Annotated in this window: 10 protein-coding genes; 8 read left to right on the top strand and 2 right to left on the bottom strand. The window is 56.9% G+C overall.

The window, feature by feature from the left end:
* Positions 1 to 2: 2 nt before the first annotated feature.
* Both DY251_RS19740 and DY251_RS19725 read right to left on the bottom strand, forming a co-directional pair.
* Positions 3 to 1,394, bottom strand: coding sequence for an aminotransferase (locus DY251_RS19740; protein ID WP_116625627.1), 1,392 nt, complete (start codon positions 1,392 to 1,394; stop codon positions 3 to 5).
* A 1,034-nt stretch (positions 1,395 to 2,428) separates the two neighbouring features.
* A protein-coding gene (locus DY251_RS19725) for an IS3 family transposase (protein WP_116625635.1) occupies positions 2,429 to 3,588 on the bottom strand; the annotation gives its coding sequence in 2 pieces (ribosomal slippage) (positions 2,429 to 3,324 and positions 3,324 to 3,588; 1,161 coding nt in all).
* A 121-nt stretch (positions 3,589 to 3,709) separates the two neighbouring features.
* Here DY251_RS19725 and DY251_RS19720 point away from each other — a divergent pair.
* The 8 genes from DY251_RS19720 to DY251_RS19685 all read left to right on the top strand — a co-directional run bounded on the left by DY251_RS19720 (position 3,710) and on the right by DY251_RS19685 (position 13,018).
* Entirely contained in the window at positions 3,710 to 5,188 is a 1,479-nt protein-coding gene (locus DY251_RS19720) for a TonB-dependent receptor (RefSeq protein ID WP_158553290.1), read from the top strand.
* Between the two features lie 38 nt (positions 5,189 to 5,226).
* Complete coding sequence (locus DY251_RS19715) at positions 5,227 to 6,180, top strand: MFS transporter (protein ID WP_158553289.1); 954 nt, start codon at positions 5,227 to 5,229, stop codon at positions 6,178 to 6,180.
* A gap of 131 nt (positions 6,181 to 6,311) precedes the next feature.
* Complete coding sequence (locus tag DY251_RS19710) at positions 6,312 to 7,292, top strand: MDR family oxidoreductase (protein WP_199498893.1); 981 nt, start codon at positions 6,312 to 6,314, stop codon at positions 7,290 to 7,292.
* Positions 7,293 to 7,346: 54 nt separating this feature from the next.
* Positions 7,347 to 7,976: a TetR/AcrR family transcriptional regulator gene (locus DY251_RS19705; RefSeq protein WP_147307486.1), complete on the top strand. Its 630-nt coding sequence runs from the start codon at positions 7,347 to 7,349 to the stop codon at positions 7,974 to 7,976.
* Positions 7,977 to 8,028: 52 nt separating this feature from the next.
* On the top strand, positions 8,029 to 10,170 hold the full coding sequence (locus DY251_RS19700; protein WP_116625621.1) for an acetate--CoA ligase family protein: 2,142 nt from the start codon (positions 8,029 to 8,031) through the stop codon (positions 10,168 to 10,170).
* Positions 10,170 to 11,336, top strand: coding sequence for an acyl-CoA dehydrogenase family protein (locus tag DY251_RS19695; RefSeq protein WP_116625620.1), 1,167 nt, complete (start codon positions 10,170 to 10,172; stop codon positions 11,334 to 11,336). Before DY251_RS19700 ends, DY251_RS19695 begins: the two co-directional genes overlap by 1 nt.
* A 9-nt stretch (positions 11,337 to 11,345) precedes the next feature.
* Entirely contained in the window at positions 11,346 to 12,218 is an 873-nt protein-coding gene (locus tag DY251_RS19690; RefSeq protein WP_245416049.1) for an ABC transporter permease, read from the top strand.
* Positions 12,215 to 13,018: an ABC transporter permease gene (locus DY251_RS19685; protein WP_116625619.1), complete on the top strand. Its 804-nt coding sequence runs from the start codon at positions 12,215 to 12,217 to the stop codon at positions 13,016 to 13,018. Before DY251_RS19690 ends, DY251_RS19685 begins: the two co-directional genes overlap by 4 nt.
* Position 13,019 lies beyond the last annotated feature (1 nt).

Raw genomic sequence — 13,019 nt, 5'->3', positions numbered from 1 at the left:
TGTCAGATTTGGCTGATGTCGCCGCGTGCCAGCTCGTCGGCGGCCTGCAGGATGCCCTGGCGCAGGATGGAGATCATGCGGTCGATCTCCTCGCGTGTGATGATCAGAGGCGGCGACAGCACGCACATATGACCGATCGGCCGGACGATCAGCCCGAGATCGAAGCAGATCGCATCGATCCGCGCCCCGATCTTGCGGTCGAAATCGTCGGCCACGACATGCGTCTTGTCGGCAAGGCATTCGACACAGCCCACCAGTCCGTTCGACCTGACATCGGCGACCAGCGGCAGGTCGGCTAGCGAGCGCAGACCGGCGGCGAAATGTTCCGACATCGCGCGTACATGATCGAGCAGGTTGCTCTTTTCCATGATCGCGATATTCGCCAACGCCGCGGCGCAGCTCACGGGATGGCCGGTATAGGTATAGCCATTGGTGAAATAGCTGCCCTTGGCATTCTCGCCGCTAACCCGCGCCAGAAGCTTTTCCGAGATGGCAAGGCCGCCCAGCGGCACATAGCCCGACGTAACGCCCTTGGCAAAGGTGATAATGTCGGGCACGACGCCGAACATCTTTTCGGAGGCGAACCATTCGCCGCAACGGCCGAAGGCGGTAACGACCTCGTCGGAGATATAGACGATGTCATGTTGCTCGCAGAGCGCCTTGATCCGGGCGTGATACCCCTTCGGTGGGATGATGACGCCACCGGAGGCCAGCAGCGGTTCGGCCAGGAAGGCAGCGACGGTGTCGGCACCCAGTTCCTCAAGCGTCTGCTGGAATTCGGCGACCAGATGATCCAGGAACTCGGTTTCCGATTTTCCGTCGGCCAGCCGCATGTTGGGACTGGAGATGAAGACGATGCGATCCTGCTCGATATCGAAATTCGGCCAATTGCCGGCGCGACCTGAACAGGCGGCTGTCAGGTTGGTGCTGCCGTGATAGCCGTCCTTGCGAACGATGATCCGCTTCTTGTCGGGTCGGCCGAGGACATTGTTGTAGAATTCCGTGAACCTCAGTGCCGAATCCACAGCGGTCGAACCGCCAGTGGTGAAGAAGATGCGATTAAGATCGCCCGGCGTCATTTCTGCGATGCGGGCGGCGAGCTCGGCCGCTGGCGAATTCGTCGTGTACCAGGGCGAGTTGTAGGAGAGCTTCATTGCCTGAGCCGCAATGGCATCGGCAATCTCCTGGCGCGCATAGCCGACCTGGGTACACCACATGCCGGCAGGGCCGTCGATCAGCCGCCGGCCGCGCGTGTCGACCACGTAGATGCCTTCGCCATAAGCAAGCAGAGGCCGGCTTTCTTCACCGAGTTTTGCCATTTCCTCAGCCGGCGACAAAAGATGCCGGCGGGTATCCGCTTCTCGCTCGATAGCATCCAACTGTGCCCCATGCATTGCATCCACCCTTTTGATTCCATCGCCTGACCGGCGATCTTTGTTTGCAGGCTGGCCCTCAGTCCTCTCGGGGACGAGGTCGTCGAGAGAGAGTGCCGTTGGCGCGACTATTGCTTGCACGGCCTTCCCGTGTCAACAATTTGATTGCTCAATCAATCAGAATTTTGTCGATATCGCCAAGCAGGACAGCGAGAAAATCGACGCAGAAAGCCTGCAAATCCAAGGATTCAGTGAGATAAGGGCAAGGCTGGCGCAATGCGCGACGGCGTGGAAAGAGCTTGGAGGAGCGAAAAGAATTGGCGTCGGAGGTGGGCTACCCAGGCGAAGCTCACGACTCCGCAGCGATGAACACGAGGCGCTTCTCCAGAAGTTGGTCGAAAATGGCGGTAATGTTCCGCGTGAACTCATGGATTGACAGCAGGATCCGCGGGTCGAACTCCCGCTCACCCTGTCGAAGACATGGAAAGCCTGCCGCAACTGTCGCACGGCTTTTTGTCGCTAAGCGCGTCGGTAACAATGAGGGGCCCGAGACTTGGTAAGCGACGAGGTCCAACGTGAAAGAACGTCGGTGAGTGGTTTTACCATGACCGCTACCGGCGCATGGGAGACTTGAGGTCGTCGCTCTATTGGCCCGAAGCTGCCGTAACGACCGACGATGAGAAGATAGCGAGATTGATAGTTCGCTTCCCATCAAGATCTCACTATGCACCCCAGCGAGTTGCCGAAGAGACCGCCAAACCTCAAGCATTGATGAAAAAATATCAGATCGGCAAACTCGTCAGGATCCAACGGGCCATTCCGTCCGCTGACCCCTCGTTTATCTCCTCATGCATGAGATGGTCGCACCCCAAACCTCTGCCGATAACAGCTTGGTGAAGGGCTTGCGCGCAGTCAATGTCACCGCCTGGATGCACCGGTCTTCCTGGGGAGGCCGGTGCATTCTATTTGAGAACGTTGTCATTCGGCTGGATCGGTTCAGGCAGATCCGCCTCACCGAGGATGGCCTGCCCCCATGGGGTGATCCGGTTTGAATGTTAGTGCGTGCTCGGTCTGCTGGCCACCGCTGGTGTTGAAGCAGGTCCATTCCGGTGAGGCCAAACAAAGGCTTCGGGGGACGGTGGCTTGTAGCCCAGCGATGAGTGCGGCCGCACAGTGTTGTAGTGACGTCGCCAGTTTTCGATGACGATCTTTGCCTCCTTGAGCGTGTAGAAGATTTCACCGTTGAGCAGTTCGTCACGGAGCTTCGAGTTGAAGCTCTCGCAATAGCCGTTTTCCCACGGGCTGCCCGGCATGATGTAGGCGGTCTTGGCACCCACTGCCGCGATCCATTCCCGCAACGCCTTGGCGATGAACTCCGGCCCGTTGTCGGAACGAATATGGGTGGGAATGCCCCGCAGAATGAACAGGTCGGAAAGCACGTCGATGACATCAACGGCCTTCAGCTTCCTCTCGACGCGGATGGCGATGCATTCCCGCGTGAACTCGTCGATCACATTGAGCATCCGGATTTTCCTGCCATTGTGCGTCCGATCCTCGACGAAATCGTAGGACCAGACATGGTTGGGGTATTCCGGCCGAAGCCGGATGCACGAACTGTCGTTGAGCCACAGCCGACCGCGCTTGGGTTGCTTGTGCGGCACCTTCAGCCCCTCCCTCCGCCAGATACGCTTGACCCGCTTGACGTTCACAATCCAGCCCGCCTGATGCAGCATCGCTGTGATGCGGCGATAGCCATAGCGGCCATACTGGAGAGCGAGCGCCGTGATGTCGGCGGTCAACGCCGCTTCGTCATCCGGGGTCTTGGCGATCTTGCGCTGTGTGGAACGATGCTGACCGAGAACCCGGCACGCCCGACGTTCGGACACCTTCAGTTCATCGGTGACATGGTCCACGCAAGCGCGGCGACGGGCAGGGCTCAGAAGTTTCCCTTGGCGGCCTCGGCAAGAATCATCTTGTCCAGAGTGAGATCGGAAACAGCCCGCCGGAGCCGGGCGTTCTCCGCTTCCAGCTCCTTCAGACGCTTCACCTGGTTGCCCTTCAGGCCACCGTATTCGGACCGCCACCGGTAGTAGGTAACTTCCGTCACACCTATCGACCGGATCGCCTCCGCCATCGATTTTCCCTGCGCATTCAGCACGTCAACCTGACGAAGCTTCGCGACGATTTCTTCTGCCTTGTGTCTTTTCGCTGCCATTTCAATGTCCTTCCTCGGCCCATAAGCCATACTTCAAGAAGGATCACTTTTCAGGGGGCAGACCAATCTCGCCAACTACCTCTACTCATCGCCCGGCACCGTCGGTTCGGTGGAGAGTGATTTGCGGGCACGTCTTTACGGCACGGCTTCGGGCAAGCTGGTCGCCGCCCCCAGCGACACGACCAAGGTGACGGTCACCGGCGGCTGGAGCCGCGACCGTCAGAAGCCGACCACCGGCATCTGGCTCGACGACCCGGGCTTTCCCCGCAATGCCTTCAACCCGCTGCCGGAGACGCAAACCGAGACCGCGCATTTCGGCCTGACCCTGGAACATGACCTTGAATGGGCACGCCTGACGTCGGTGACCGGCTTCCAGCATTACGAGACCGAACTCGAAGCCGATATCGTCGACGGCTTCATCGGCACGGCGCAGACAGGCTTGCCGGGTTTTGCCTTGCAGATGCCCGGACTGAACGTGCGCAGGATTGACGAACACAGCAATCAATGGACCCAGGAACTGCGTCTCGATGGCGAGACGGAAGGCGGCACGCGCTGGCTGGCGGGCATCAGCGGCCTGGCATCGACATTCGACTCGACCACCGACATCACCAGCCTGCAGCTCGCAAACGGCGCCTATCGCGGCCGCATCGATACGGTGAACATTGCCCTGTTCGGTGAAGTCACGGTCCCGCTGACCGAACGGCTGGACTGGATCGGCGGCCTGCGGCTCAGCCACGAGCGCAAGGAATTCGAAGGCACATTCCGTGGCCGCAACGGTGCCCGTGCCTATTTCTCGGAAAACGGTGACGAAGATTACACGTTCGCCACCGGCCGGACGGGGTTCACCTACGCGCTCGCCGACAACATGACGGCCTTTGCAACGGTTGCGCGCGGCGAAAAGACCGGCGGTTATCTCTTCTACAATCAGTTCGCCGCCATGGGCATGCCGCTGACGCCCTACGACAGCGCCTCGACCTGGTCCTACGAGGCCGGCCTGAAGGCAACCGATCTCGGCGGCTTCCTGACGCTCGGCACGTCGCTGTTCTACAACGATACCAGCGACGAGCAGTTGTTTACCTTCAACCCGGTGCTCGGCCGGTTCAGCGTTCTCAACGCCGATACGCGTTCGTACGGGCTGGAAATCGAAGCCAAGGCGCAGGCCACCGAGACCATGGCCTTCAGCGCCAACCTGGCCTTGCTCGATGCGGAGATCGATGGCGGCGCCAATCCTGCCATCATCGGCAATGACGTTCCTTATGCACCGGTCTTCACGGCCAGCCTTGCCGCGGACTATCGGCGGGAACTCGATCTGGCCGGCCTTTCCGGCTCGGGTTTCGTCCGCGCCGAATATCTTTACACCGGAAGCCGGCAAATCGACCCCGCAAACAGCCGCAAACTCGATGGATACGGCCTCGTCAACCTGAGGGCAGGCTGGCAGAAGGGCAACATCGACATCTATGCGTCGGTGGAAAATCTGTTCGACAAGCGCTACGTCAGCTCCGCGTTCCAGGCCGGAACGTCGACGACGGGTTCGGCTGTCTTTGCCGGCATTCCCGGCGAGGGCAGGACGTTTACACTCGGCGCAAGGGTGAAGTTCTGATGCCGGCTGCCCCCTCCTTTCGCGTTGCAGCGCTTCCCATGCTGTTTGCATTGATGGCCAATGCCGCGGCGCAAGCCTTCACCCTCGTCGTCTTGCCGCCGCTCGGACGATCGTTGGGCTTCACCGACATCCAGACGGGCGCACTGCTTGGCCTGTCGGCGCTGGTGCTGCTCGTCGCGGCGCCGATCGGCGGAACCCTCAGCGAAAGCTTTGGGAGAAAGCCGGTCCTGCTCGTGGCGTTGGCGGCAGCGTCGGCAGGACCGGCTCTATCGGCGCTGGTGATCGGCGCTCGCCTGAACGGTGCGATCACGGCAATGGCTGCCCTCGGGCTGCTCTTCGGCATCCGCTTCCTGCAGTCGGCATTCGCCGCGGGCCTGCTGCCCGCGGCCCAGGCCTTCATGGCCGACAGCACGAAGGCGGAGCAGCGGGCGGAGGGCATGGGACTTCTCGGTGCCGCCTACGGCATCGGCGCCGTGGCCGGGGCGGCCTGCGCTTTCGCAATCGGCGGGACGGCGCCGGTCGCCGCATTTGCAGCCTTGTCCGCCACCGTCACGGCGGGGTTCCTGGCCGTCTGGACGATGTTGCGGGAACCGGCGCCAAACCGAATGAATGCCATGGAGAAGACGCCGCTATCGCTGACGCGCCTGTTGCCCAACCTGACCGTCACCTTCCTGGCGATCACCGTTTACGGCATTGTCCAGCATGTCACCGCCCGGCGCTTGCAGGACGGTTTTGGCCTCGACGTCGCCAACTCGATCTCGCGAGCCGGGGTCACCCTGATGGGGGCCGCATTGTCGATGGCACTCGTGCAGACATTTGCCTTGCGATGGCTGCGATGGCCCGCGACACGGCTGATGCTGGCAGGCGCCGGTGTTGCCCTCGTGGTGATGACGGTGGCCGCAACGGCGCAGTCATTCAGTCGCCAATTCCGTGCTCATTTTGGGAGTGGTCCACAACAGTATCGTGAAAATATACAGTTGGCTTTGCGATAGCCTGATTGGCTCCAGATTGCTCATCTTGGTGCTCGGATATCGGTGATGTTTGCAAAATGGACTCAAAAAAAGTTGTAGACGACCAGTCTAAAAGATTCCATAAACCCGACGAACTGAGTTTGCATATTGGAATGTTGATGAGAGCGATTGTCCTAAGGAAAGACGGATCTGAATTTTCAGCGCGCATGGAACAGTTGGAGATAGCCAGCGACGATGACGACAATATTTTGTGCGAAGTGGCCTACTCCTCGCTGAATTATAAGGACGCCATGGCCATCGCGAACAAGGGCCCTGTGGTCCGCAAATGGCCTATGGTTCCAGGAATCGACGGTGCCGGGAGGGTCATTCGAAGCGCTTCTTCTGCCGCACCCGAAGGGGCCCAAGTCGTGGCAACCGGGTGGGGGCTTGGCGAAACTCGTTGGGGGTGTCTAGCCGAAGCGGTATCCCTCCCGGACAAGTTCTGCACTGAGCTGCCGACAGGATTGTCATTGCGGGAATCTATGGGCGTCGGCACTGCGGGGCTCACCGCTATGCTCTGCATCCTGGCCATTGAAGGGCACGGTGTTCGTCCGGAGGATGGACCTGTCTTGGTGACGGGGGCGTCTGGCGGTGTGGGCGGCATGGCGCTTATGTTACTGAAAATGCTGGGGTATACTGCTGTCGCGTCCACGGGCAGGGTGAATGAGGCGTCATATTTGCAAGAGATCGGGGCATCTCGTGTGATGGATCGCAAGCAGCTTTCTGAGCCTGGAAAGCCATTGCAAAAGGAAGAATGGGCCGCGGTCATCGACAGCGTGGGAAGTGTAACTCTCGCAAATGCATGCGCCAGTACCAGGTATGGTGGGATTGTAACGGCCTGCGGTCTTGCGCAGGGAATGGACTTCCCGGGCTCGGTTGCGCCGTTCATCTTGCGGGGCGTCACTCTCGCGGGAATCGATTCAGTGATGGCCTCGCCAGCAGTCCGCCGCATTGCGTGGGAGAGGATCGCAACCGCACTCGATCGCGCGGCACTTAACAGAATAACGTGCGAAATCGAATTGGCCGATGTGGAAGCGGCCGCACAAGATTTGCTAGCTGGTCAAGTGCGTGGTCGTCTCATCGTAAAAATCTAAGCCAGGTGCAAATTTTGTTGACCGCAACTAAGAGACCGGTCTAATTTGGACCTCATGAGCACACTTCAAGAGCCAAAAGCTAAAGCATCTGCGCGAAACGATACGCGCACCCGGCTTCTTACTATCGGCACGGAGGTGCTGTCGCAAAAAGGATTTGCAAGTACAGGTGTAGAGGAAATACTTAGCGTGGCGGGCGTGCCGAAGGGGTCATTCTATTATTACTTTGAGAGCAAGGCCGCATTTGGCCTCGCTGTAATAGAAAACTACGAATACATCTGGGCCCAAAAATTAACGCGGCTGCTTCGAGATCCTGCGGTCCGGCCGCTCGATCGGATAGACAACTATATCTCTGAGGGCGCGCGGGGTCTTGAGAAGTACGCATTCAAGAGAGGGTGTCTCATTGGCAATATAGGTCAGGAGTTGGGGTCATTAGATGATCAGTTTAGGGATCGTATTCTTTCCGTTTTTTCTTCGTGGGCAGAATACATAGCTAGTTGCTTAGAAGATGCAAAGCGTCGAGGTGATCTTCCAAAAGAGCTAAATGTTCCAGAGATGGCGAAGTTTTTTTGGTTTGCGTGGGAAGGCGCGATATTGCAGGCAAAGCTTGAGCGATCGACGGCGCCAATTGAGCAATTCCGGTCAGTAATAGTTAAGGCGATGGGTGGAAAGGCGCAGTCGGGCTGAGCGGCTGTTTGAGCTTGTGTGCACAATCGGGTTTTCGGGGAGGCTAGTAGGAATGAACGTTCATCGGTTTGGCGTAGGAGCCGAAAGCATGGTGAGCCAATCGGAAGGGTCAATGAGGGCGTTGCTACAGCCGCGCTCTATTGCACTGGTTGGGGCTTCTGAGAGGCAGGATACACTGGGGCGCGCAATGGTCGACATGGCGCGTGTCGGAGGCTACGCTGGTTCAGTCTATGCGATAAACCCCAAGTATCGCGAAATAAATGGGGTGCCTTGTTTCGGAAGTATTGCTGAGCTTCCGGAGGTGGTTGACCATGTTGTGCTTGGGGTGGGCAATGAGCGCCTCGAGGCCGCTCTTGACGATGCGATTGCCCATGGCGCTCGAGCAGCTACGATTTTCGCATCCTGTGGGGTCCACGGAGATGGTGGAAAGTTACGTGAGAGCCTGGCTGCCAAAGCGAGAGCCGCGGGAATGTCCATCTGCGGCGGAAACTGCATGGGGTTCTACAACAACGAGATTGGGTTGCGGGTAGCGGGTTATCCGGCTCTGCAGGCTATGGAGCCCGGTTCAATTGGATGGCTTGCACAGTCGGGCTCGGTGTTCGGCGCATTGGCGCACAACGACGAGCGACTTAAGTTCAACGTAGCAATTTCCTCCGGAGCAGAATTGGTAACAACAGCTGCCGATTATCTTCGGTGGATGGCCAATCATGAGAATATCCGCGTGATCGGTATGTTCTTGGAGTCGGTGCGGGACCCGGCTGGCTTTGCTGCGGCGCTCGAACTAGCTGCAAACAAGGATGTCCCTGTCGTAATTCTGAAAGTTGGAAGAACGGCAGCCAGCGCTGAGATGGCTCTTAGCCATACCGGCGCAATCGCGGGAAGCGACGCGGCCTATACAGCTCTTTTCAAACGATACGGCGTAGTTCAAGTCGATGACGAGGATGAATTAGCCGCGACGCTAACGCTCTTTCAATATCCGAGAAGGCCTGGACGCGGTGGGTTGGTCGCTATTCACGATTCCGGCGGCGAGCGTGAACTCGCTGCCGACATTGCGGACGCTGTTGGGGTGAATTATCCGCAGTTGTCGGAATCTACCAAAGACAAGATTGGAGCGATAATCGACGCCGAGCTTATTCCAGCAAATCCGTTGGACGCTTGGGGAGGGGCTCGGGATTTTCGATCTGTCTTTACTGAGAGCTTTACAGCTCTCGTCGAGGACGACAATGCGGCAATTGGAATGATGTTTTGTGACATTAGAGACGGATACTACGTTTCTAATGGATTCGTTGACGCAGCAATTTCTACGCACAAAAGCTCTGAAAAGCCTGTGGCGTTGGTCACGAACTATTCGATGGTCAATCATCGAGAGCTTGTGTTGAAGCTAACATCGGCGGGTGTCCCCGTAATTGACGGCACGCGTGTTGCACTCAGGGCCGTAAAAAACATGCTGTACTGGCGCGATCGCCAAAGACTGGCGAGAGCGCAACGTCCAAACGGCTGTGGCGGTACAGAGATAGTTCAGTCCTGGAGAAAGCGCCTCGCAGCGGGGGCAGCGCTAAGTGAGCGTGAGGCCCTTTCGCTTATGGCCGACTATGGGATCGCAACCGCGAAAAGCAGGTCGGTCGCCCATGAAGGTGATCTCGCCCCTATTGCCGAAGAGCTCTCATTTCCCGTCGTCCTGAAGACTGCGACTCCAGGCATATTGCATAAATCTGACGTCGGTGGAGTTGTTCTCAATATCCAGGATGTATCCGCGCTGCACTCTGCATACCGCGAGATGAGCGACAAGCTTGGATTGGAAGCTCTTGTTTCAGAGATGGTGCCCAAGGGGATCGAGTTAGCCCTCGGGGCAGTCTTTGATCCTCAATGGGGCCCTCTCGTCGTCATCTCCGCAGGTGGTGTTCTCATGGAGTTGTTAGACGACAATGCCGCCGCTCTGGGTCCCATTTCTTACGATGAAGCCGCAGAAATGGTTGCATCCCTCAAGATTAGCAAATTGTTGGACGGTTATCGAGGCTCGGATTTTATCGACCGAGACAAGTTGATCGATAGCTTGGTGCGATTGAGTTGGCTGGCAAACGACTTCGCTGGTTGCATAGGCGAGATCGACGTTAATCCAATGATAGTGAATGTCGCTGGTTGTGTGGCGGTAGACGCCCTCGTGCTGCCGATGCATTCAGACCGGGGGCACTGATGGATCTCTCCTTGAACGAACGTCATAAAGAACTCCAGCGGCGTGGCCGCGACTTCTTTGAAGGCGTGTTGGCTCCAATGGAGCTGATCGTTGACCAACATGGCGAGCTTCCTGAGGAACACAGAGCAAAGATTCGGCAGGAAGTACGCTCTGCTGGACTGGGGTCTATCAATCACAGCGTTGAAGAAGGTGGCCAAGGCTTTACTGTTTTTGAGCAACTGTTGATCAATGAACAAATTGGTCGGGCAACGAACGGCCTTTGGACTGTGGTTTGGCAGCCGCCCGTTTCGCTGAAATTTGGTACCGTGGAGCAAAGGCGCTTATATCTGGCACCTAGCTGTCGCGGAGAAAGGCGAGGGGCTTTTGCCATTACAGAGCCTGGTGCGGGGTCCGACGCAGGGGCTGTAACGACTAGCGCTGCGCGTTGCGAGGGCGGTTATCGGCTCAACGGCGAAAAATGGTTTGTCACGAATTGGAACGCATCTGATTTTGTAATTGTCCATGCGCATCTCAACGGGGATCCGGCACTGCCGACCTTGTTCATTGTCGACAAAGCCCAAAGCGGAGTGAGACATATTCGTTCTCCGCAATTCATGCACAACTACGCGCACGACCACGCAGAGGTCATTTTCGAAGACGTTGCGCTGAGCGCGGATTCGATGTTGGGCCAGCCGGGGCAGGGATATGACCTGACCAAAGATTGGTTCGTCGAGGCACGGCTCCAAATCGCAGCCCACTGCATCGGTGCGGCAACGCGCGCGGCGGAAGAGGCGGAGAGCTACGCGCGAAACCGAATCCAATTCAATCGGCCGATATGGGACTTCCAGGCTATCGAATTCATGATCGCGGACATGGCTGTGACGATTATGGCGGCAAAGTCCATGGCGTATCGTATCGCTTGGGAAATCGATCACGTGGATGACCGAAAACTAATTCACGCACGGGCTAGCGCAGCCAAATTGTTCTGTTCCGAAGCGGCGGGGAGAGTGATCGACACGGCTCTGCAGATATTGGGAGGACGTGGCTACATGCGAGAAAATCCGGTCGAACGGCTCTACAGAGATATTCGCGTTGACCGAATTTGGGAGGGAACCTCTGAGATCCAGCGATCAATCATCGGAGGTCAAATTCGCAAGCGTGGCTTAGACATCTATACGGGGTGGTAGCAGCGAAAAATGGTCCACACGCTCCGTCAAACATCTGGGACTACTCTCACGTCCAGGGAGAATTGGGGGACACTCTTCCTCATTCTCCCAGCCCTGGTCTTTATTGCCTCCTGGTTTCTCATTCCGCTCGGACAGCTATTTGCGCTCAGTCTCAGTTCGGAGGCAGGCCCGCTTGCCTCTTATGCTGAGCTGATAGGAAGCTCGGTGTTTCGACGTGTATTTGTCAACACGATGGTGCTTGCCTGCATAGTGACAATTATATGCGTCGTTCTTGCTTATCCGACGGCATATCTGCTTACAAAGCTTCGAGGGTTTTGGTTTTCTGTCGCGCTGTATTGTGTTCTTGTACCGTTTTGGATCAGTGTTTTGGTTCGGACGTTTAGCTGGATGCTTCTACTCGAGCGAAATGGTCCAATAAACAGTTTCCTGATGTATTCGGGAATCACAACCTCACCGATCAATATGTTGTTCAACAACTTTTCCGTATATCTTGGCATGGTTCATGTCTTGCTTCCATATGCAATATTCCCGATGTATTCATCGATGCTGCGCGTAGACAATCGTCTTTTGCAGGCTAGTGAAGGTCTGGGCGCACGCGGAACGACAACGTTTCTTCGTGTCTATCTTCCGTTGACCATGCCGGGAGTGCTGGCTGGTGGGGCATTTGTATTGCTCTTAGCGTTAGGCTTTTACATTACCCCAACTCTTCTCGGTGGATTGCAGAATCTTACAGCGGCGATGCTGATCGACAATTTCGTCAATGAGCGACTTGTGTGGCCGTTGGCTGCGGCGGCTTCGTTCATTCTGCTGGGACTGGTTCTGGGCATCCTAGCTCTGGCTTCAAAATTCTTATCACTCGGTTCGTTGGTTGGGATGAGATGAACAGTTCGCTTGTAAAAACGATAAGTCATATAGTTGGCGCACTTGTTCTGGCCTTCCTGTTGTTACCAATATTTGCGGTAGTTCCAGCATCGCTGAGTGACCAATCGTTTGTGAAGATACCGCCTGAGAGCTATTCGTTTAGGTGGTATGAGGCATTCTTCGCAGACGCCGGATGGGTTTCGTCGATGCTGAACAGCATCAAGGTGGCGACGATAGCGTGCATCTTTACGGTCATTGTCGGGACAATGATTGCAGTAGGACTTACTAGAGTCGGAGCGACGACGAGAATGCTCTTAACTGGTCTGCTAATGGCTCCCATCATTGTGCCAGCGATAATGATCTCAATAGCTATATACTATGTGAGCAGACAAGTTGGACTGTACGGAACCGTTCTCGGGTTGGCGCTCGGCCATTCGCTTCTGTGTTTGCCATTCGTGGTAATCAACGTTGGTGTCTCACTGCGGAGGCTCGATCCAAGTCTCTTGCGCGCTGCGGCTGGTCTTGGGGCGAGTGGCTGGCAAGTGTTTAGGACCGTAACCCTGCCAGCAATAAAGCCTGGCCTTGCTGGTGGTGCCGCCTTCGCCTTCGTTACATCGTTCGACGAAGTGATCGTCTCAATATTCATTTCGGGATATGGCGCGAAGACACTTCCAGTGAAATTGTGGGAGCAGATTAGGGTGGAATTCACGCCAGTCTCCGCCGCTGGATCAACAATAATTCTAGTTCTTACCGTGATTCTATTCGTAGCGGTACAAATGCTTCGTTTCCGGGCAGCCCCAGGCAAAGAGGCGCAGGTGTAAA

Origin of the sequence: Mesorhizobium denitrificans, from assembly GCF_003403035.1 — a bacterium.
Taxonomy (GTDB): domain Bacteria; phylum Pseudomonadota; class Alphaproteobacteria; order Rhizobiales; family Rhizobiaceae; genus Mesorhizobium_G; species Mesorhizobium_G denitrificans.
The sequence above is the reverse complement of the archived record's forward strand: the minus strand, read 5'-3'. Positions and strand labels throughout refer to the sequence as shown.